The 18,461-nt window shown below is 62.4% G+C and carries 21 protein-coding genes; 14 read left to right on the top strand and 7 right to left on the bottom strand.

Going from position 1 to position 18,461, the window contains the following annotated elements:
• Nucleotides 1-16 precede the first annotated feature (16 nt).
• The 5 genes from B9Z41_RS08570 to B9Z41_RS08550 are packed head-to-tail and all read left to right on the top strand — an operon-like array spanning nucleotide 17 to nucleotide 5,006.
• Nucleotides 17-1,198: a tripartite tricarboxylate transporter substrate binding protein gene (locus tag B9Z41_RS08570; protein ID WP_158236155.1), complete on the top strand. Its 1,182-nt coding sequence runs from the start codon at nucleotides 17-19 to the stop codon at nucleotides 1,196-1,198.
• Nucleotides 1,195-2,130 (top strand): NAD(P)-dependent oxidoreductase, encoded by a 936-nt coding sequence (locus tag B9Z41_RS08565; protein WP_100146638.1) that lies wholly within the window; start codon nucleotides 1,195-1,197, stop codon nucleotides 2,128-2,130. Before B9Z41_RS08570 ends, B9Z41_RS08565 begins: the two co-directional genes overlap by 4 nt.
• 19 nt (nucleotides 2,131-2,149) lie before the next feature.
• A complete protein-coding gene (locus tag B9Z41_RS08560; protein WP_100146637.1) occupies nucleotides 2,150-3,058 on the top strand; it encodes an amidohydrolase in 909 nt (302 codons plus the stop codon).
• Between the two features lie 31 nt (nucleotides 3,059-3,089).
• The gene (locus B9Z41_RS08555; protein WP_158236154.1) at nucleotides 3,090-4,115 is read left to right on the top strand and encodes a tripartite tricarboxylate transporter substrate binding protein; all 1,026 of its coding nucleotides are present in this window, start codon (nucleotides 3,090-3,092) and stop codon (nucleotides 4,113-4,115) included.
• A gap of 24 nt (nucleotides 4,116-4,139) precedes the next feature.
• A complete protein-coding gene (locus B9Z41_RS08550) occupies nucleotides 4,140-5,006 on the top strand; it encodes a TauD/TfdA family dioxygenase (protein WP_100146635.1) in 867 nt (288 codons plus the stop codon).
• Here B9Z41_RS08550 and B9Z41_RS08545 read toward each other — a convergent pair.
• The 6 genes from B9Z41_RS08545 to radA all read right to left on the bottom strand — a co-directional run bounded on the left by B9Z41_RS08545 (nucleotide 4,994) and on the right by radA (nucleotide 10,024).
• Nucleotides 4,994-5,782, bottom strand: a complete 789-nt coding sequence (locus B9Z41_RS08545; RefSeq protein ID WP_100146634.1) for a class II aldolase/adducin family protein — start codon at nucleotides 5,780-5,782, stop codon at nucleotides 4,994-4,996. The genes B9Z41_RS08550 and B9Z41_RS08545 overlap by 13 nt on opposite strands.
• A 13-nt stretch (nucleotides 5,783-5,795) precedes the next feature.
• Nucleotides 5,796-6,854 carry a lipopolysaccharide heptosyltransferase II gene (gene waaF, locus B9Z41_RS08540; protein WP_255408410.1) on the bottom strand — a complete coding sequence of 353 codons (1,059 nt, stop codon included), beginning with the start codon at nucleotides 6,852-6,854 and terminating at the stop codon, nucleotides 5,796-5,798.
• A complete protein-coding gene (locus B9Z41_RS08535; RefSeq protein WP_100146632.1) occupies nucleotides 6,838-7,041 on the bottom strand; it encodes a zinc-finger domain-containing protein in 204 nt (67 codons plus the stop codon). Before B9Z41_RS08535 ends, waaF begins: the two co-directional genes overlap by 17 nt.
• Before the next feature lie 18 nt (nucleotides 7,042-7,059).
• Nucleotides 7,060-8,010 (bottom strand): branched-chain amino acid transaminase, encoded by a 951-nt coding sequence (locus tag B9Z41_RS08530; RefSeq protein ID WP_100146631.1) that lies wholly within the window; start codon nucleotides 8,008-8,010, stop codon nucleotides 7,060-7,062.
• Nucleotides 8,011-8,100: 90 nt separating this feature from the next.
• Nucleotides 8,101-8,556 (bottom strand): glycerate kinase, encoded by a 456-nt coding sequence (locus B9Z41_RS08525; RefSeq protein WP_100146630.1) that lies wholly within the window; start codon nucleotides 8,554-8,556, stop codon nucleotides 8,101-8,103.
• Nucleotides 8,557-8,644: 88 nt separating this feature from the next.
• Entirely contained in the window at nucleotides 8,645-10,024 is a 1,380-nt protein-coding gene (radA, locus tag B9Z41_RS08520) for a DNA repair protein RadA (RefSeq protein WP_100146629.1), read from the bottom strand.
• Nucleotides 10,025-10,161: 137 nt separating this feature from the next.
• On the opposite strand from radA, the gene hpaR reads away from it, so the two are divergent.
• Genes hpaR through B9Z41_RS08475 form a run of 9 tightly spaced genes read left to right on the top strand, consistent with a single transcriptional unit; the run spans nucleotide 10,162 to nucleotide 17,598 of the window.
• Nucleotides 10,162-10,617 (top strand): homoprotocatechuate degradation operon regulator HpaR, encoded by a 456-nt coding sequence (gene hpaR / locus B9Z41_RS08515; RefSeq protein ID WP_100146628.1) that lies wholly within the window; start codon nucleotides 10,162-10,164, stop codon nucleotides 10,615-10,617.
• Nucleotides 10,618-10,651: 34 nt separating this feature from the next.
• Entirely contained in the window at nucleotides 10,652-11,341 is a 690-nt protein-coding gene (locus B9Z41_RS08510) for a fumarylacetoacetate hydrolase family protein (protein ID WP_100146627.1), read from the top strand.
• Nucleotides 11,338-12,117 (top strand): fumarylacetoacetate hydrolase family protein, encoded by a 780-nt coding sequence (locus B9Z41_RS08505; protein ID WP_100146626.1) that lies wholly within the window; start codon nucleotides 11,338-11,340, stop codon nucleotides 12,115-12,117. The genes B9Z41_RS08510 and B9Z41_RS08505 overlap by 4 nt, the downstream gene beginning before the upstream one ends.
• Nucleotides 12,118-12,139: 22 nt before the next feature.
• On the top strand, nucleotides 12,140-13,612 hold the full coding sequence (gene hpaE, locus B9Z41_RS08500) for a 5-carboxymethyl-2-hydroxymuconate semialdehyde dehydrogenase (RefSeq protein ID WP_100146625.1): 1,473 nt from the start codon (nucleotides 12,140-12,142) through the stop codon (nucleotides 13,610-13,612).
• Complete coding sequence (hpaD, locus tag B9Z41_RS08495; RefSeq protein ID WP_100146624.1) at nucleotides 13,612-14,535, top strand: 3,4-dihydroxyphenylacetate 2,3-dioxygenase; 924 nt, start codon at nucleotides 13,612-13,614, stop codon at nucleotides 14,533-14,535. The genes hpaE and hpaD overlap by 1 nt, the downstream gene beginning before the upstream one ends.
• 26 nt (nucleotides 14,536-14,561) lie before the next feature.
• A complete protein-coding gene (locus tag B9Z41_RS08490) occupies nucleotides 14,562-14,969 on the top strand; it encodes a 5-carboxymethyl-2-hydroxymuconate Delta-isomerase (protein WP_100146623.1) in 408 nt (135 codons plus the stop codon).
• Nucleotides 14,970-15,021: 52 nt separating this feature from the next.
• Nucleotides 15,022-15,840, top strand: coding sequence for an aldolase/citrate lyase family protein (locus B9Z41_RS08485; RefSeq protein WP_100146622.1), 819 nt, complete (start codon nucleotides 15,022-15,024; stop codon nucleotides 15,838-15,840).
• 10 nt (nucleotides 15,841-15,850) lie between these two features.
• Nucleotides 15,851-16,609 (top strand): class II aldolase/adducin family protein, encoded by a 759-nt coding sequence (locus B9Z41_RS08480; protein ID WP_100146621.1) that lies wholly within the window; start codon nucleotides 15,851-15,853, stop codon nucleotides 16,607-16,609.
• Nucleotides 16,606-17,598, top strand: a complete 993-nt coding sequence (locus tag B9Z41_RS08475) for a 2-dehydropantoate 2-reductase (RefSeq protein ID WP_100146620.1) — start codon at nucleotides 16,606-16,608, stop codon at nucleotides 17,596-17,598. The genes B9Z41_RS08480 and B9Z41_RS08475 overlap by 4 nt, the downstream gene beginning before the upstream one ends.
• On the opposite strand, the gene B9Z41_RS08470 is transcribed toward B9Z41_RS08475, so the two are convergent.
• The gene (locus tag B9Z41_RS08470; RefSeq protein WP_199172960.1) at nucleotides 17,586-18,461 is read right to left on the bottom strand and encodes an EamA family transporter; all 876 of its coding nucleotides are present in this window, start codon (nucleotides 18,459-18,461) and stop codon (nucleotides 17,586-17,588) included. The two genes, B9Z41_RS08475 and B9Z41_RS08470, sit on opposite strands and share 13 nt — an antisense overlap.

The raw sequence follows: 18,461 nt of genomic DNA, 5'->3' as shown, positions 1-18,461 counted from the left end.
ACAGGAGACTTCGCCCATGACCGCACACACCGCACCCGAGGCACCACGCGCTGGCTCCGGCTCAAGCTATGGGTCTGCCTCTGCCTCTGCCTCTGCCTCTGCCTCTGCCTCTGCCTCTGCCTCTGCCTCTGCCTCTGCCTCTGGCTCTGGCTTTGACTTTGGTCTGCGCGCATGGCATGGGGCCCACCAGACCACAAGACGCGTGCAGCAGTTTTTGGGGCTGTCTTGGAGGCTGTCTTTGGGTCTGTGTCTGGGCCTGCTGGCTGCGCACACCGCGCAGGCGCAAAACAACGCCGACACCTTCCCCGCCAAACCCATCAAGGTGATGGTGGGTTACGGCCCCGGCGGCACGGGTGATTTGACGGTGCGTTTGGTGGCGCAAAAAATGGGCGACAAACTAGGCCAACCGCTGGTGATTGAAAACCGCCCCAGCGCCGGCGGCATCGTGGCCTCGCAAGCGGTGCAACAGGCCGCGCCCGATGGCTACACGGTGAACTTCATCGCGGCGGGTAACTTTGCCATGACGCCTTCGCTGTTCAAGTCGCTGCCGTTTGACCCGGTGAAAGATTTTGAGATGGTGTCGCTGATCGGCACCTTTGGCTTTGCCTTGGCAGTCGACGGCAACGCCAAGTTCAAAGACACACGCGACTTCATCGAGCAAGCACGCGCCAACCCCGGCAAGCTGTTCATTGGCACCATCTCGGTGGGTAGCGCGCAGTTTTTGGCAGCCGAAGTCTTCAAATCGATGGCCAAGATCGATGTGACCATCGTCACCTACAAAACCTCGGGCGACGTGATGCGTGCCCTGCGTGGCGGCGATGTGCAGGCGATTTTTGAAACCTTGGCCCCGGTGATTCCACAGGCCAAGGCCGGCACCGTCAAGGTCTTGGGCGTGACCGAAGAGCAGCGCTTTCCAGGCCTGCCGCAGGTGCCCACGATTGCCGAGAGCGGTGTGCCCAACTACGCCGTGGCCGGTTGGAACGGCTTGGCCGTGCCCGCCAAAACACCGCGTGAGGTGATTCAAAAACTCAACGCCGAAGTCAACGCAGCGGTGGCGCAACCCGACATCAAACAAAAATTCCTCGACCTGGGCGTGACCGCCAAGGGCAACACCCCCGAACAAATGCAGGCCCTGCTGGTACGCGACATCCAGTGGTGGCGTGACGTCATTGGCAAAGCCAAGATCGACAAGCAATGAAAAAAATCTACATCCTCGACGCCTTCCACGAGGCCGGCATCGCGCTGGCCAAGGCCCATGCCGAGGTGGTGTGTTGGCCAGACCCGGCCATTGCCGACTGGCCCGAACACGCCGATGGTGTGATGGTGCGCATGCGCCCCATCACCGCCGAAGAGATTGAGCGCGCCAAGCATGTGCAGGTGATTTGCAAGCAAGGCGTGGGCACCGACACCATCGACTTGCAAGCCGCCAAGCGACACGGCATTGCGGTGTCGCGCACACCGGGTGTCAACAGCGAAGCGGTGGCGGAGTTGGCCTTTGCCTTGTCGCTGTCGGTGACGCGGCGCGTGTCACGCTTTGACCGTTTGTTGCGCGCGGGCGCACCCATCGTGCGGCCGCAGCATTTAGGCATCGAGATGCAAGGCAAGTCGGTGGGCATTGTGGGCATGGGCAATATTGGCTCGATCGTGGCCAAGAAGTGGCGCGGCGCCTTTGACGCGCAGATCTGGGCCTACGACCCCCATGTGTCCAGCGACCGCTGGGCTGACCTGCCGCACCAGCGCGTGCAGCACCTACACGACATGCTGCCGCATGTGGACCTGCTGACGCTGCACCTGCCGCTCACGCCAGAGAGCCGCCACCTGATCGGCGAAGCCGAGCTGGCTTTGATGAAACCCGATGCGGTGCTCATCAATGTTTCGCGCGGCGGCATCGTCGACGAGGTGGCTCTGGCTGCTGCTCTGCAACGTGGCCACCTGTTTGGCGCAGGGCTGGATGTGTTCGAGGTGGAACCACCGCCCGCCGACCACCCGCTGCTTGCGTTTGACAATCTGATTGCCACCCCACACGCCGCTGGCGGCACCCACGACACCCAACGCCGCAGTGCCACCCAAGTGGCTCAGCAAGTGATTGATGTGTTGAACGGTGGGCCGGTCGCCCACCGCGTGGTCTGACATTTTTGAAACATCCCCCATGAACACCTCCCCCCTGACCGTGCTTGGCGTGGCCCACGACGCGCTGAACTTTGCCATGCCCGCTGAGGCCTGCGACTGCCACACCCATGTGTTTGGCCCCAGCGCCAACTACCCGCTGTCGCCCGAGCGCAACTACATGCCGGGCGACGCCTTGGTGCCCGACCTGCTGGCTTTGCATGACGGCTTACAGATTGCACGCGTGGTGATTGTTCACCCCAGCCCCTATGGCACTGACAACGCTTGCACCCTGGACGCTTTGCGGTTGTTGGGCCCGCGTGGACGCGGCGTGGCGGTGATCGATGCCCACACCACCGACGCAGAGCTACAGGCCATGCACAAGGTGGGTGTGCGCGGCATTCGCTTGAACCTAGAGACCAGCGGCATCCACGACTCCGACTACGCCGCCACACAACTGCGCTGGGCCACGGCGCGCGTGGCGCCGCTGGGCTGGCACTTGCAAATGTTCACCAACCTCAGCGTGATGGCGTCCTTGCGTGAGGTGATCAACACCTTGGATACGCCCGTGGTGTTCGACCACTTCTGTTTGGCCCGGGCCGAGTTGGGCACCTCGCAACCGCACTTTGACACCTTGCTGGCGCTGCTGGCGAGTGGCCGTGTCTGGCTCAAGTTGTCGGCTCCGCACCGGGTGGCACAAGACCCCGACGGCGCGGCCATGACCGAGATGGCGCGCACGCTGATTGCCCACCGGCCCGATCGCCTGCTGTGGGGCAGCGACTGGCCGCATCCCGGGGGTCGCCCCGGTCAGCCGCGCCATCGCGATCAGGTGGAAGCCTTCAACCCCATCAACGATGGCCATGCGCTCAACCGCTTGGCGGCGTGGGTGGATGACGCCGCCACGCTGCGCCAAATACTCGCCACCAACCCTGCGCGCTTGTACGACTTCTGAGTCGCCCACCGCCATCCACACCGTGCCGCCTATGTCTTTGCCCCACACCTCCCCTGAGTTGCAACGACCTCGCTCCGATGCTGCGGCCTCTCGGCGGCGCTTCACTCAGTGGCTGCTCGCCTCATCCTTGGGTGCCGGCGCACTCGGCCACACGCCTTTGGCGCAGGCACAAGACAACAAGCCGCTGCGCATCGTGGTGCCGTTTGCGCCGGGTGGCAGCAACGACATCGTGGGACGCAGCATGGCGCAGCAACTCACGGCCCGCCTCAAGCGCAGCGTGATTGTTGAAAACCGCCCCGGCGCCGGAGGCGCGATGGGCACCGAGCTGGTGGCGCGCGCCGAACCCGATGGCAACACGCTGGTGCTGATCTCGTCGACCTACACCATGAACGCGTCGATCATGAAGCTCAGCTACGACCCGGTGAAGTCGTTCATCCCGGTGGCCATGCTGGGCATGGGCCCGAGCGTGATTGCGGTGGCGGCAGACCTGCCGGTCAACTCCATCAAAGAATTGGTGGAGTACTCCAAGAAAAACGCGGGCAAGGTGTTTTTTGGCTCGGCAGGCGTGGCGAGTTTTCAGCACTTCGCCATCGAGTTGTTCATGCAACGCAGTGGTGCCGTTCTGAGTGTGGTGCACTACAAAGGCGGTGGCCCAGCCTTGGTGGATTTGGCGGCAGGGCACGTGCAGGTGTCCTTGGGCAGCTTGATTCAGATGCAAACCTTTTTGCGTGCGGGCAAGATCAAACTGCTGGCGGTGGCGGGCCCCAAACGGGTGGACCTGATTCCCACCGTGCCCACGCTGCGCGAGTCGGGCATCGACATGGAAGCCAGCAACTGGTGGGCGCTGCTGGCCCCAGCGGGCACGCCCATGCCCTTGGTGGACGCGCTGCACCGCGAAGTGAATGCGGTGCTGACCACGCCCGAGATGCACCAGCGCTTTGCCTCGGAAGGGGCCGAAGCCCTACCACTCAAACGCAGCGAATTGGAAAAACTCATCGCCGACGACACCGTCAAATGGGCACAACTGGCCAAACAAACCGGCATCAAAGCCGAGTAAGTGCAGCCCTTCAGGAGACTTTGCATGACCCTCCATGTACAACCCATTCGCGCCGGGTTTGGCGCTGAAGTTTCAGGCCTGGATTTGACCCAGCCGCAAAACGCCGAGATCCGCGCGCAGCTCAACGACTTGTTCGCTACCTACGCCGTGCTGGTGTTTCGTCAGCAGCCGCTGACGCCGCCGCAGTTCATGCAAGCCGCCGAAATCTTTGGCCCCTTGACGCCGCAGCAAATCAAAAAGTTTGTGCTGCCCGACTACCCGTTGGTGGGCTACAACTCCACCCACGACTTGCCGCGCAAAAACGGCAAGCTGCAAGTGCGCGGCGAGAACTACCACACCGACCACTCCAACGACTTGGCACCGCCCAAAGCCACCACCTTGGTGGCGGTGGAAATTCCGTCCCACGGCGGCGACACCCAGTTTGTCGATGCGCGCCAAGCGTTTGACGATTTGCCCGAGGCCATGCAGCAGCGCATCGTGGGCCTGCGCTCGCTGCATGTGCACCAAAGCAGCCGCAGCCCGCGCAGCTTTGCCAAACTCAGCGACGAAGAGATGGCCCGCATTCCACGCACGCTGCAGCCCTTGGTGATTCGCCACCCCGACAGCGGACGGGCTGCGCTGTACCTGAACACCGGACGCATGGAAGGCATTGATGGCCTGGACGACGAGGCGGGTTACGCCTTGATTGAAGCGCTCTACGCCCACGCCACCCAACCGCGCTACGAATACCGCCACCGCTGGCAAGTGGGGGACTTGGTGATTTGGGACAACCGCTCGGTGCTGCACCAAGCCAATGCGGACTACGACCCCGAGGAATACCGCTACCTGTTGCGCATCATGCTGCAAGGCGCGCCACTGCTGGCCTACGGCGGCAGCACTCAAATGTCGTAAGGCGGGTAGCCCGAGTTTTTGCCCTCGGCTTGCAACAGACGAAGCATGGCGGGCCACTCCAGCACCCCATAGGGGCGGCGTGTGCCCGGTTGGTACAGATGGGCCGTGTGCGCCAGCACCTCGGGCGAGGGCAGGGTCAGCTCGGTGCGGGCGGCCATGGCGTCCACCTGCGCACGGCACGACATTTCCAACTGGTACATGGTGTTGAAGGCTTGCTGAATGGTGGCGCCACAGGTGAGCAAGCCGTGGTTGCGCAAAATCATGGCGTCGTGAGGCCCCAGGTCTTGCACCAAGCGCACGCGCTCGGCCAGGTCAATGGCCGGGCCTTCAAAGTCGTGGTAACCGAGGTGGCCCACAAAACGGATGGAGGTTTGCGTCATCGGCAACAAGCCGCATTGCATGCTGGCCACCGCCATGCCCGCGCGGGTGTGGGTGTGAATCACACAGCGCACATCGGGGCGCGCTTCGTGGATGCAACCGTGGATCACATAGCCCGACTTGTTGATGCCGTAGTCGGTGTCGGGCTGGCTGATGATCTGGCCAGATGCATCAATTTTCACCAAGCTCGATGCCGTGATTTCTTTGTAGAGCAAGCCGTAGAGGTTGATCAGCAAATGGTCGGTGCCTGGAATGCGCGCCGTGATGTGGTTGTAGATCAGATCGGTCATGCCGAACTGGTCCATCAAACGGTAGCAAGCGGCCAGCTCGACACGGGTTTGCCATTCTTCAGGCGAGACGCTGTGTTGCAGGCTGGGGAAGTCGGTGCTGTAGTTCATGGCAAAAAATCAATCAGGATTGAAAGGCCTGCAACACACGCTCGGGGGTGATGTCTTCCAGGCAACGGGTATGGCCCAACGGACACACGCGTTCATAGCAAGGTGCACAGGCCAGTGGCGGGTGGTAGTTGGGGTCCACACGCAGCCACAACACGCGTGCTTTGTCGTTCAACGGTGGCGTGTGTTCGGGACTGGACGAGCCGTACACCGCCACTTGGGGCACGCCAAAGGCGGCTGCCACATGCATCAGGCCCGAGTCGTTGCTGACCACGCGGTAGGCCGAGGCGATCAAGGCAAAGGCTTGCACCAGCGAGGTTTTGCCGGCCAGGTTGACGCATTGGCCGGGACGCACGGCATTGGCTTGGCGCGCGATGTCATCACACAAGGCTTGCTCTTTGGCCGAGCCCAGCAACAAGACGGGGACATCCAGCTTGGCCGCCAGCTCGGCAAAGTGGTGGGCTGGCCAGCGCTTGGCAGGGCCGTACTCGGCACCGGGGGCAAACACCACATAGCTGTTGCGCGCCAGCGTGGGCACATGCGGCATGCGGCCCACCAACTCCAGCGCCTCGTCCAGCAAGGCCGGCGCGAGTTGCAGCACGGGGCGCAAGTCACCACTGAGCTGCATCGACCCTTGGGTCCCGAGCAAGCTCAGAGCGGCGTAAAACTCCACCATCGGGGGGCGTACTTCGCCACTGGGGTTGTCCAAACGGTCGGTCAACAAACCAAAACGCATTTCGCCGGTGTAGCCCACGCGTTGGGGAATGCGCGCCAGCCAAGGGATGAGTGCGCTTTTGAGGGAGTTCGGACACACATAGGCCACGTCAAAGCGCCCGCGCAGGGCACGCGCCATGGCCAGTCGGCCTTGCCATTGCAGGCCACCGTGCTGGAATGGAAACTCGATCACCTCGGCCACACAGGGCATGGCGCGGTAAACCGGGGCCACCCAAGGCAAGGCACCTACGGTGAGGCGCTCACCGCGTGCGGCCAGGCGACGCAGCAAAGGCTCGGTCATCACCGCGTCGCCGATCCATTGCGGCGCGATGACGAGGGCGTTTTTAGTGGTGGCCGCCAACGTGTTCGCCGGCTTTGAGTTTGTACACCGTGCCGCAATAGGGGCACTTGGCTTCGCCGGTTTTGGCCACATCCAGGTACACCTTGGGGTGGCTGTTCCAGAGCTTCATGTCGGCTTTGGCGCTGGGGCAAAACACGCCGCCATGGCCATTGAGGTCTTTGGCCAGGAGTTCAACTGGGTGTGTCATGTGTGCGTTCCCTGTGCTTCAGACTTGGGTCAACCAATGGGCGTACTTGGGGTTGCGGCCATTGACGATGTCAAAGAAGGCGCTTTGAATTTTTTCGGTGATGGGGCCGCGGCTACCCACATAGCCTTCTTTGCCCAACTCGATGCGGTCGAGCTCACGAATCGGCGTGACTTCAGCCGCCGTGCCGGTGAAGAAGGCCTCGTCGGCGATGTACACCTCGTCGCGAGTAATGCGCTTTTGCACAATCTCCAGCCCCAGGTCTTTGGCGATGTGGAACACCGTGTTGCGGGTGATGCCGTTGAGGGCACCGGCCGACAAATCGGGGGTGTAGATCACACCGTCTTTCACCACAAAAATGTTTTCGCCAGCGCCTTCAGACACAAAGCCCGAGGTGTCGAGCAACAGGGCTTCGTCGTAGCCCTCGTCGGTGACTTCCATGTTGGCCAGGATCGAGTTGGTGTAGTTGCTCACCGCCTTGGCCTGCGTCATGGTGATGTTGACGTGGTGGCGGGTGTAGCTGCTGGTCTTGACGCGGATGCCGCGCTTCATGCCTTCTTCGCCCAGGTACGCGCCCCAGGTCCAAGCCGCCACCATCAGGTGGATGGTGTTGCCTTTGGGGCTGACACCGAGCTTTTTGTCACCAATCCAGGTGAGCGGGCGGATGTAGCCGCTCTCCAGGTTGTTCTCGCGCACCACAGCGCGCTGGGCTTCGTTGACCTGTTCTTTGGTGAACGGAATGGCCATACGCAAAATTTTGGCGCTGTTGAACAGGCGGTCGGTGTGCTCTTGCAGGCGAAAGATCGCGGTGCCATTGGCGGTTTTGTAAGCACGCACGCCTTCGAACGCGCCGCAGCCGTAGTGCAGGGTGTGCGACAGCACGTGGATCTTGGCGTCGCGCCATTCCACCATCTGGCCATCCATCCAAATCTTGCCGTCACGGTCAGACATTGAGGGAATTACGACGCTCATGGGTTTTCCTTTGGACTTGTATGGGAGGTGTGCTGGGCCGATCCAGCCTAGCGTTTGATTTTAACGAGGGCAGAGAAGTCGCTCAGAGGCTCATGCCTTGGCGGTCACATCCGAGACCTCTGCGGCTGCCAGTGCGGGCGCGTCGTGGTCTGGCTCAGCCTCTGGTCGCGTCAGGTCCCAGCTTTGCAGCTTGCCATGCAAGAAGGTGCAGCGCACCACCGACTCGGAGCCATCGCGCCAGCTGAAAACTTCAGGCTGGGCGTCTTTCTCGGTCTCAAGTTGCCCCAGGGCACGCGTCATGGCAATGACGTGCATCAAGCTCAAGCCGGTTTTGAGCTTGGCGTTGAGCATGACCGCGCTGTCCACATAGCCGATCGGGCGCTTACTGGCGCGTTTCATGATTTGCACCAAGCGGGTGAAGTAGAGCAACAGCCACATCACCCCGCCAGTGAAGACCATGGCCACGCCCATCCACTGCATGGATTGCCAAGCCCAAGCAGTCAGGCCCACAGCACCTATCGGTATCGCATATCGTTGAAAGTTCATGGCGCTATTGTCTCAGGCCCGTGATCGTCCGATCGTCTTTGCCCGCGCCACACAGGCGACGCAAACCTGCGGCTCCTTTGGTCCCGCTTCAACCCAGCGAGCGCACCAAACCAATCGCCTCATCCACACGTTCCACCGGGTGCAAAGTCATGCCTTCGATGGGCTTTTTAGGCATGTTGGCTTTCGGAATCACAGCCACCGTGAAGCCCAGTTTGGCGGCTTCTTTCAAGCGTTCTTGGCCGCGCGGGGCCGGGCGCACTTCGCCCGCCAGGCCCACCTCGCCAAAGGCAATGAAACCCTGGGGCAAGGGCTTGCCACGCAAGCTGCTCTGGATGGCCAGCATGACGGCCAAGTCGGCGGCGGGCTCGCTGATGCGCACACCGCCCACGGCGTTGACAAACACATCTTGGTCCATGCACGCCACACCGGCATGGCGGTGCAACACCGCCAGCAACATGGCCAAACGGTCGCGGTCCAGGCCCACGCTCAAGCGACGTGGCGAGGGGCCCCCGGTGTCGACCAAGGCCTGGATTTCGACCAGCATGGGGCGCGTGCCTTCGAGCGTGACCAACACACAGCTGCCGGGCACGGGCTCGGGGTGCTGGCTCAAGAAAATGGCGCTGGGGTTGCTCACGCCTTTGAGGCCTTTTTCGGTCATGGCGAAGACGCCAATTTCGTTGACCGCACCAAAACGGTTTTTGATGGCCCGCACCAGCCGGTAGGTGGAGTGGGTGTCGCCTTCAAAGTACAACACGGTGTCGACCATGTGTTCCAAGACACGCGGCCCGGCCAACGCGCCCTCTTTGGTGACGTGGCCCACCAACACCACCGCCGTGCCGGTGGACTTGGCCATGCGGGTGAGGTGGGCCGCGCATTCGCGCACCTGCGCCACCGAGCCGGGGGCGCTGGTGAGTTGGTCGGAGTAAACCGTTTGGATCGAGTCCATCACCACCACCGCAGGCTTGAGTTTGTCGACCGTCGCCAGCACTTTTTCGAGCAGGGTTTCGGCCAGCACCTGCACCTGGCTGTGGTCAAGCCCCAAACGGCGCGAGCGCAGCGCCACTTGGGCCGCCGACTCTTCGCCCGTCACATACAAGGTGGCCATGCCGCTGCGCTGCAAGCCGTCCATGGCTTGCAACAACAAGGTGGATTTGCCAATGCCGGGGTCGCCGCCAATCAACACCACGCCGCCGTCCACCATGCCACCACCGAGCACCCGGTCGAGCTCTTCTTGGCCGGTGGGGGTGCGGGCCACGTCGTGGGCTTCAATGTCAGACAGCGTGGCCACCTCGGCACTGGGCGCGAGCGCGGCCATGCCCGCGTAGCGGTTCTTGCTGCCAGCGCCCGCCGACTCGACCGCGCTCTCGATGAGCGTGTTCCAGGCGTTGCAGCTCGGGCATTTGCCCAGCCATTTGGGGCTGCTGCCACCGCATTCGGTGCAGACATAGTGGGTTTTTTCTTTGGCCATGCCGCAATAGTACTGGACAAACAAACAGTGTCTGTGCTTTTCAAGGGTAAATCCCAGGCGGCAACGTCGTTTCAGGGCTTGGTCCATGCAAAGCATTCACTTAACATGTTAAATAAATTCCATCTCGTGTTGCTCCCATGCGCCAACCCTTCGTCCATCGCAACCTGCCGCGTTTGCTGCTGCAAGCACGCGAATCGGTGATGGCCCACACCCGACCGGGCTTGCGCAGCCATGGTCTGAGCGACCAGCAATGGCGGGTGTTGCGGGTGCTGGGCGAAGACCACGGCAACGGAGGCCAAGGCGTCGAAACCGGACGCATTGGGCGTGAGGCCTTCATCACCGGCCCCAGCCTTAGCGGCGTGCTCACGCGCATGGAGCGCGATGGCCTGGTGCAACGCCAACGCGACCCCAGCGACCAACGCCGCACTGTGGTGAGACCCACCGCCTTGGGGCTGCAACGCGTGGACACCCTGTCACACACCATCGAAGCGCACTACCAAACCATGGAGCAGCACCTAGGTAAAACCAAATTGGCCCAGCTGTATGCCTTGCTCGACGAGGTGATCGCGCTCGACCTGCCGCCGACCGACTGAACGCAACGCCGCCAACCCTTCACACCTCAAACCTATGACCGCCCACATCCCCTCACCCGACCTGCCCATTCATGGCATGGTCTACGGCGTTTTGCTCAACAGCCAGGCTGAATGGCAAGTGGCCGCACCGCTGATGAGCAGCGCGCCCTACCAAGCGCCGCCCAAAGCGCCGGTGCTCTACATCAAGACGGCCAACACCTGGACCTTGAGCGAACATGCCATCGCGGTGCCTTCGCACCTTTCTGAGGTGGAGATCGGCGCCACCCTGGGGGCGGTGCTGAGCGAACAAGGCGCGCTGCGCGGCTATGTGTTGCTCAACGACCTGTCGGTGCCGCACAGCGTGGCCGAGCAAGGCTTTTACCGCCCGCCCGTGAAATACAAATGCATCGATGGATTTTTGGGAATTGGCGCGCAGCTGCTGCCCGCTGCCGACTTGCCAGACCCCAACGCCATCACGCTGGAAGTGCGCATCAACGGCACGCTGCGTCAAACGGTGCAGCTCGGCCAGATGCGCCGCCTGTTGCCCCAGCTGTTGGCGGATGTGAATGAGTTCATGACCTTGCGACCCGGCGATGTATTGATGTTGGGCTTGGACGTTTGCCATGACGGCGCCGAGGCCGGACAACGCCCGCATGCCGTGGTGGGCGACGTGGTGGAAATTCATGCACCCGGCGTGCCAGGCTTAGGCGTCTTGCGTAACCATTTGATGGGAGCTGTGGCATGAAACACGCACGCGTGATCTACCAACACCAGACCCACGACGCGACCGAGCGCGACGGCCAACTGCTGCTGGACGATGGACGGTCTGTCGCCTTTGACGCCGTGCGTTGGCTGCCGCCCTTGGCCCCGGTGGCGCGCCCGCGCACGGTGCTGGCACTGGGCTTGAACTATGCCGACCACGCCAAAGAGCTGGCCTTCAAAGAGCCGCCCAAAGAGCCCTTGGTGTTTGTCAAAGGCGAAGGCGGCTTGATCGGTCACCACGAACACACGCTGCGCCCGAACGAGGTGAGGTTCATGCACTACGAGTGCGAATTGGCGGTGGTGATCGGCAAAACCGCCAAGCGGGTGCGCCGCAGCGATGCCTACGACTTTGTGGGTGGCTACAGCGTGGCCAACGACTACGCCATCCGCGACTACTTAGAGAACTGGTACCGCCCCAACATGCGGGTGAAAAACCGTGACACCTGCACCCCCCTGGGCCCCTGGTTGGTAGACGCGGCGTCGCTGCACCGAACCTATGGCGACCCGTCGAATTTGGCGCTGCAAACCACAGTGAATGGCCAGGTCACACAAAGCGGCAACACCCGCGACATGATTTTTGATGTGCCCACCTTGATCGAGTACCTCAGCGAGTTCATGACGCTCTACCCCGGCGACCTGATCTTGACCGGCACCCCCGACGGCGTGGTGGACTGCCAGCCGGGCGATGTGGTCGTGACCGAGATCGAGGGCGTGGGCTCGCTCACCAACACCATCGCAGCCGCCCCGGCGCGCCTGTAACCCCCCACTTTTGGAGACCGCTATGCAGACCATCGACCACCTCATCAACGGCCAATCGGTGAGCCACGGCCCGCGCTTTGAAACCATCAACCCCGCGACCCAAGAGGTGTTGGCCGAAGTGGCCAGCGGGGGCGAGGCCGAAGTCAACGCTGCGGTGGCCGCCGCCAAAGCCGCGTTTCCCAAATGGGCCAACACGCCCGCCCCCGAACGCGCCAAGGTGATGCGTCGCTTGGGCGAGCTGATCACCCAGCACGTGCCCGAGATTGCCCGCACCGAAACCCAAGACTGCGGCCAAGTGATTGCCCAAACTGGCAAGCAACTGGTGCCGCGTGCAGCCGACAACTTTTCGTACTTTGCCGAGATGTGCACGCGCGTCGATGGCCACACCTACCCCACCCCCACCCACCTGAACTACACGCTGTTTCACCCGGTGGGCGTGTGCGCATTGATCAGCCCGTGGAACGTGCCCTTCATGACCGCCACCTGGAAGGTGGCACCCTGCTTGGCGTTTGGCAACACGGCGGTGCTCAAGATGAGCGAGCTGTCGCCCTTGAGCGCCGCGCGCTTGGGCGAGTTGGCGCTGGAAGCCGGTGTGCCACCGGGCGTGCTGAACTTGGTCCACGGCTACGGCAAAGACGCGGGTGAACCGCTGGTGGCACACCCCGATGTGCGCGCCATTTCGTTCACCGGATCGACCGCCACCGGCAACCGCATTGTGCAAACCGCAGGCCTGAAAAAGTTCAGCATGGAGCTGGGTGGCAAGTCGCCCTTTGTGGTGTTTGAAGACGCCGACTTGGAGCGCGCCATGGACGCGGCCGTGTTCATGATTTTCTCGAACAACGGCGAGCGCTGCACGGCGGGCAGCCGCATCCTGGTGCAGCAAAGCATCTACGCCGACTTTGTGGCCAAGTTCACCGAACGCGCCAAGCGCATCCGCGTGGGTGACCCACTCGATGAAGCCACCGTGGTGGGCCCGATGATCAGCCAGGCCCATTTGGCCAAGGTGCGCAGCTACATCGACCTCGGTCCCAAAGAAGGCGCCACGCTGCTCTGCGGCGGACTCGACCGACCCTCGTATGCCCCCGCGCTGCCGGCCCACGTGGCACGCGGCAACTATGTGTGGCCCACGGTGTTTGCCGATGTGGACAACCGCATGAAGATCGCGCAAGACGAAATTTTTGGTCCCGTGGCCTGCCTGATTCCGTTCAAGGACGAAGCCCACGCCATTGCCCTGGCCAACGACATCGCCTACGGCTTGAGCAGCTATGTGTGGACCGAGAACATTGGCCGCGCCCACCGCGTGGCCGCTGCGGTGGAAGCGGGCATGTGCTTTGTGAACAGCCAAAACGTGCGCGACTTGCGCCAGCCCTTTGGTGGCACCAAGGCCAGTGGCACCGGGCGCGAAGGCGGCACCTGGAGTTACGAGGTGTTTTGCGAACCCAAAAACGTGGCGGTGTCGATGGGCAGCCACCACATTCCACATTGGGGCGTGTGATGGGACAGCTCGCCCTCGCCGCCAAGATCACCCACGTGCCCAGCATGTACCTGAGCGAGTTGCCGGGCCCGCGCCACGGCACGCGCCAAGACGCCATTGCGGGGCACCAAGAGATCAGCCGCCGGTGCCGGGCTCTGGGTGTGGACACCTTGGTGGTGTTTGACACCCACTGGCTGGTGAATGCGAACTACCACATCAACTGCGCCGCGCATTTCAAAGGCAGCTACACCAGCAACGAGTTGCCGCACTTCATCCGCAACATGGATTTTGAGTCGCCCGGCAACCCAGCACTCGGGCAACTGCTGGCACGCGTGTGCAACGAGTACGGCGTGGAAACGCTGGCGCACGACGCCACCACCTTGTCGCCCGAGTACGGCACGCTGGTGCCGCTGCGCTACATGAATGCCGACCAGCACTTCAAGGTGGTGTCGGTGTCGGCCCTGTGCATGGCGCATTACCTGAATGACAGCGCGCGCCTAGGCTGGGCCATGCGCCAAGCGATCGAACAACACTACGACGGACGGGTGGCGTTTTTGGCCAGTGGCTCGCTGAGCCACCGCTTTGCACAAAACGGCTTGGCGCCTGAATTTGCCTTCAAGGTCTGGAGTCCGTTGTTGGAAAAGCTCGACGCGCAAGTCATCCGCATGTGGCAGATGGGCGAATGGGCGGCGTTTTGCGAGATGCTGCCCGAGTACGCGAGCAAAGGCCATGGCGAAGGTTTCATGCATGACACCGCCATGCTGTTGGGTGCCTTGGGTTGGTCGGGCTACGACGGCAGTGCCGAAATCATCACGCCATACTTTGGCGCTTCGGGCACCGGGCAAATCAATGCCGTGTTTCCTGTCACGCCCCAAGACGGCTCACACATCCCTGCCGCACAAGCCAGCGCGGCCACTGCCTACCAAGCGTTTGGCCGTTTGTAAGATCCAAGCTCTTTGTTGACACCCCCATGCCACACCTCGTCATCCTCTACAGCGGCCAACTCGACCACGACACCGACATGACGCAGCTGTGCCGCCGCTTGGCCGACACCATGCTCACGGTGCGTGACGAAGCGGGTGAACAGGTGTTCCCCACCGGTGGCGTGCGTGTGTTCGCCTACCCAGCGGCGCATTACGCCGTGGCTGACGGCAGTGGCGACCACGGCTTTGTCTATCTGAATTTGCGCATGGGCAAGGGCCGCAGCGAGGCCACGCAACAAGATGCGGGGCAACGCTTGATGGCCACCGCACGCGCCCACTTGGCCGACCTGTTGACGCGTCGCCATGTGGGCATCACCTTGCAAATCGATGTGGGCTTGCCCGTGTTTGATGGGCGTTTCGGTAACCTCCACCCCCTGTTCACCGCGCCCACCTGAGTGAACTCAAAGACGCACACACTTTCTTTTTTTTTCAACCCACCACACTGCCATGCAAACACCTGTCAACCTTTTCAAACAAGCGCTCCACCAACAGCAAGCCCAAATTGGTTTGTGGATGGGCCTGGGCAATGCCGTGACCACCGACATCTGTGCGGGGGCCGGTTTTGACTGGCTGGTGATCGACGGCGAGCACGGCCCCAACGACTTGACCACCCTCTTGGCCCAGTTGCAAACCGTGGCGGCTTACCCCAACTCGCACCCAGTGGTGCGCATTCCGCACCACGACCCGGCCTTGATCAAGCAAGTGCTGGACTTGGGCGCGACCACCTTGCTGGTGCCGATGGTGGACACCGCAGAACAAGCGGCCGCGATTGTGCAAGCCAGCCGCTACCCGCAAGACGATGGCCAAGGTGGCATCCGTGGCATGGCAGGCACGCGTGCCTCGCGCTGGGGGCGCTATCCCAACTACGGCAAAGAAGCCAATGCACAAGTGTGCGTGCTGGTGCAGGCCGAAACGCGTGAAGCACTCAAGAACCTCGACGCGATTGCCGCCACACCAGGCGTGGATGGGGTGTTCATCGGGCCCGCCGATTTGTCGGCCTCGATGGGGCACATCGGCAACCAAACCCACCCCGAAGTGCAAGCGGCCATCGTGGACGCGATGGCACGCATTCGAAAAGCGGGCAAAGCGCCCGGCATCTTGATGGGCGACGAAACCTTGGCGCGCCAGTATCTGGCCCTCGGTGCCTTGTTTGTGGCGGTGGGCGTGGACAGCATGATCTTGTCGCGCCAAACCTCAGCCTTGGCCGCCAAATACAAAGAAGGCTTAACCGCCGCACCTGCCACAACCAAAGGCCAGGTCTACTGAGCCAGACGCCATGAGCCACCGTTTTCACCCCGACGAATGGGCCACCCGTGTTGAGCTGGCGGCTTGCTACCGCGTGTTCGCCATGCTGGGCTGGACCGAGATGATTTACAACCACCTCACGGTGCGCCTGCCGCACAGCGTGAGCGGTGACGACAAGCAGTTTTTGATCAACCCATTCGGCCTGCACTACAGCGAGGTCACGGCCAGCAACTTGGTGAAGATCAACCTACAAGGCGAGGTGCTGGACGGTTCCGCGCACCGCATCAACCCCGCAGGCTTTGTGGTGCATGCCACCTTGCATGGCGGCATAGACGGCGCGCATTGCGTGATGCACACCCACACCACCGCCGGGGTGGCTGTGTCCAGCTTGCAAGGCGGGCTGTCGCAAAGCAATTTTTATTCGGCGCAGTTGCACGACATGGTGGCGTACCACGACTTTGAAGGCATCACCATCCACGCCGACGAAGGCCCACGCGTGCTGCACAGCATTGGCCACAAGCAAGCTGTGATTTTGCGCAACCATGGCCTGTTGGCTTGGGGGCGCACGGTGCCCGAAACCTTTGCGATTTTGTGGACGCTGCAACGCGCCTGCGAAATTCAACTCGCCACGCTGAGCATGGGCACGCCCATTGCCGTGCCCGAAGCCATTGCCGCCAGGTGCACCCGCGACTCGCTGCAATTCGACAACCAGCACGGGGGCGCAGGGGTGGATGTGTTTGAGGCCCTGGTGCGTCAGGTGGACCGCATCGACATGGGGTACCGGCAATGATGTTTTCCAAGGTGTGCATCTACGGCGCAGGTGCCATTGGCGGCTGGGTTGGCGCGCGCGTGGGGCAATTGCCCGGCGTGCAGCTGTCGGTGGTGGCACGCGGTCACACGCTGAGCGCCTTGCAAGCGCATGGCCTGCGTCTGCACAGCGGCGGGGTGAGCCATGCGGTGCCTGTGCGCGCCAGCGCGCAACCGGCCGATCTGGGGGTGCAAGACCTGGTGGTGATCGCCGTCAAGGCCCCCGCATTGCACGATGTGGCGCGCCACATCGCCCCGCTGATCGGTCCGTACACGGTGGTGCTGACGGCGATGAATGGCGTGCCTTGGTGGTTCTTGCAACAGTTCGGTGGCGACTATGCCAACACGCCCTTGGTGAGTGTTGACGCCGACGGCAGCATTGCACGCGCCATTCCTGCCCAACACGTGCTGGGGGGCGTGGTGCACGCGAGTTGTTCTTTGCGTTCTCCCGGCGAGATCGCTCACCACTTTGGCAACGGCTTGATCGTGGGCGAGCCCTGCGGTGCGCTGAGCGAGCGAGGCCAGGCCTTGCAAGCGCTGCTGGCCCAAGCGGGGTTTGACGCCACGCTGTCGCCGCAGATTCAAAAAGACGTTTGGTACAAGCTGTGGGGCAATATGAGCGTGAACCCGATCAGTGCGCTGACCGGTGCCACGACCGACAAGATCATGGACGACCCGCTGGTGCGCAGCTTTATTTCCAGCGTGATGCTGGAAGCCAAAGAGATTGGCACGCGGATCGGCTTGGCCATTGCACAAGAGCCCGAAGATCGGCACGCGGTGACACGCAAGCTCGGCGCTTTCAAAACCTCGATGTTGCAAGACGTGCAAGCACACCGCGCGGTGGAGCTGGATGCACTGGTGGGTGCGGTGCGCGAGCTGGGGCAGATCACCGGCGTGACAACACCCTTCACCGATGCCCTGATGGGTTTGGCACGTTTGCAAGCGCAAGGCTTGGGGCTTTACCCTGCGTGACGGGCGCGCCAGCGCGGCCACAACACGTTGAGCGCCAAGCCTGCCATCACCAAGGCGGCGGCACCCAGCTTCCAGCCCGGTAAGGGCTCGCCCAATAAGAGCGCCGAAGAAGCCATGCCAAACACGGGCACCAGCAAGGACAAAGGCGCTACGGTGGCTGCCGGATGACGGGCCATCAACCAGCCCCACACGGCGTAGCCAAACAAGGTATTGGCCCAGGCCTGCCACGCCACGCCCGCCCAGGTGAGGGCGTGCGCCTGTTGCAGTGCTTCTTGAATGGCAGGCCAGCCTTCAAACACCAAGGACAAGCCGAGCAAAGGAAACGTGGCCCACACGCTGGACCACACCACATAGCTCAACAGGTTCACACCACCGGCTTGTTTGCACACCAGAGTGCCCGACGACCAGCCCAGCGCCGCCGTCAACACAAGCACCAGGCCCAACAGCGACGTGTCGCCATCGGTGTGCCAAGCAATCAGCCCCAAACCACACATGGCCAAGCACAAGGCCCCCCACTGGAAGGCTTGAACGCGCTCACGCAAAAAGTACATGGCTAAACCGGTGGTGAAGAACGCTTGGGTCTGGACCACCAAAGACGCCAGCCCCGGCGTGATGTGCCCTTGGATCGCGGTGTAGAGGCAAGAAAACTGGACCACACCAATCAAAAAGCCATAGGCCGCCACATTGCGCCAATCCACCGCAGGTCGAGGTAACCACAGCAAGGCCGGAAATGCCGCCAACGCAAAGCGCAAGGCGGCCATGAGCAAAGGGGGCAGTTGATGGAGCGTGGTTTTGACCACCACAAAGTTGCTGCCCCACACCACCATCAGCAGCAAGGCAAGCAGCAGGTGACGCAGCGGCAC

Source organism: Limnohabitans sp. JirII-31 (assembly GCF_002778315.1).
Taxonomy (GTDB): Bacteria; Pseudomonadota; Gammaproteobacteria; order Burkholderiales; family Burkholderiaceae_C; genus Limnohabitans.
This window is presented reverse-complemented; position numbering and strand designations above follow the sequence as displayed.

What these genes read in the sequence shown, in the direction of transcription:
- B9Z41_RS08570 (WP_158236155.1), top strand. Translation starts at nt 17, where the DNA reads ATGACCGCACACACCGCACCCGAGGCACCACGCGCTGGCTCCGGCTCA.
- B9Z41_RS08565 (WP_100146638.1), top strand. Translation starts at nt 1,195, where the DNA reads ATGAAAAAAATCTACATCCTCGACGCCTTCCACGAGGCCGGCATCGCG.
- B9Z41_RS08560 (WP_100146637.1), top strand. Translation starts at nt 2,150, where the DNA reads ATGAACACCTCCCCCCTGACCGTGCTTGGCGTGGCCCACGACGCGCTG.
- B9Z41_RS08555 (WP_158236154.1), top strand. Translation starts at nt 3,090, where the DNA reads ATGTCTTTGCCCCACACCTCCCCTGAGTTGCAACGACCTCGCTCCGAT.
- B9Z41_RS08550 (WP_100146635.1), top strand. Translation starts at nt 4,140, where the DNA reads ATGACCCTCCATGTACAACCCATTCGCGCCGGGTTTGGCGCTGAAGTT.
- B9Z41_RS08545 (WP_100146634.1), bottom strand. Translation starts at nt 5,782, where the DNA reads ATGAACTACAGCACCGACTTCCCCAGCCTGCAACACAGCGTCTCGCCT.
- B9Z41_RS08535 (WP_100146632.1), bottom strand. Translation starts at nt 7,041, where the DNA reads ATGACACACCCAGTTGAACTCCTGGCCAAAGACCTCAATGGCCATGGC.
- B9Z41_RS08530 (WP_100146631.1), bottom strand. Translation starts at nt 8,010, where the DNA reads ATGAGCGTCGTAATTCCCTCAATGTCTGACCGTGACGGCAAGATTTGG.
- B9Z41_RS08525 (WP_100146630.1), bottom strand. Translation starts at nt 8,556, where the DNA reads ATGAACTTTCAACGATATGCGATACCGATAGGTGCTGTGGGCCTGACT.
- radA (WP_100146629.1), bottom strand. Translation starts at nt 10,024, where the DNA reads ATGGCCAAAGAAAAAACCCACTATGTCTGCACCGAATGCGGTGGCAGC.
- hpaR (WP_100146628.1), top strand. Translation starts at nt 10,162, where the DNA reads ATGCGCCAACCCTTCGTCCATCGCAACCTGCCGCGTTTGCTGCTGCAA.
- B9Z41_RS08510 (WP_100146627.1), top strand. Translation starts at nt 10,652, where the DNA reads ATGACCGCCCACATCCCCTCACCCGACCTGCCCATTCATGGCATGGTC.
- B9Z41_RS08505 (WP_100146626.1), top strand. Translation starts at nt 11,338, where the DNA reads ATGAAACACGCACGCGTGATCTACCAACACCAGACCCACGACGCGACC.
- hpaE (WP_100146625.1), top strand. Translation starts at nt 12,140, where the DNA reads ATGCAGACCATCGACCACCTCATCAACGGCCAATCGGTGAGCCACGGC.
- hpaD (WP_100146624.1), top strand. Translation starts at nt 13,612, where the DNA reads ATGGGACAGCTCGCCCTCGCCGCCAAGATCACCCACGTGCCCAGCATG.
- B9Z41_RS08490 (WP_100146623.1), top strand. Translation starts at nt 14,562, where the DNA reads ATGCCACACCTCGTCATCCTCTACAGCGGCCAACTCGACCACGACACC.
- B9Z41_RS08485 (WP_100146622.1), top strand. Translation starts at nt 15,022, where the DNA reads ATGCAAACACCTGTCAACCTTTTCAAACAAGCGCTCCACCAACAGCAA.
- B9Z41_RS08480 (WP_100146621.1), top strand. Translation starts at nt 15,851, where the DNA reads ATGAGCCACCGTTTTCACCCCGACGAATGGGCCACCCGTGTTGAGCTG.
- B9Z41_RS08475 (WP_100146620.1), top strand. Translation starts at nt 16,606, where the DNA reads ATGATGTTTTCCAAGGTGTGCATCTACGGCGCAGGTGCCATTGGCGGC.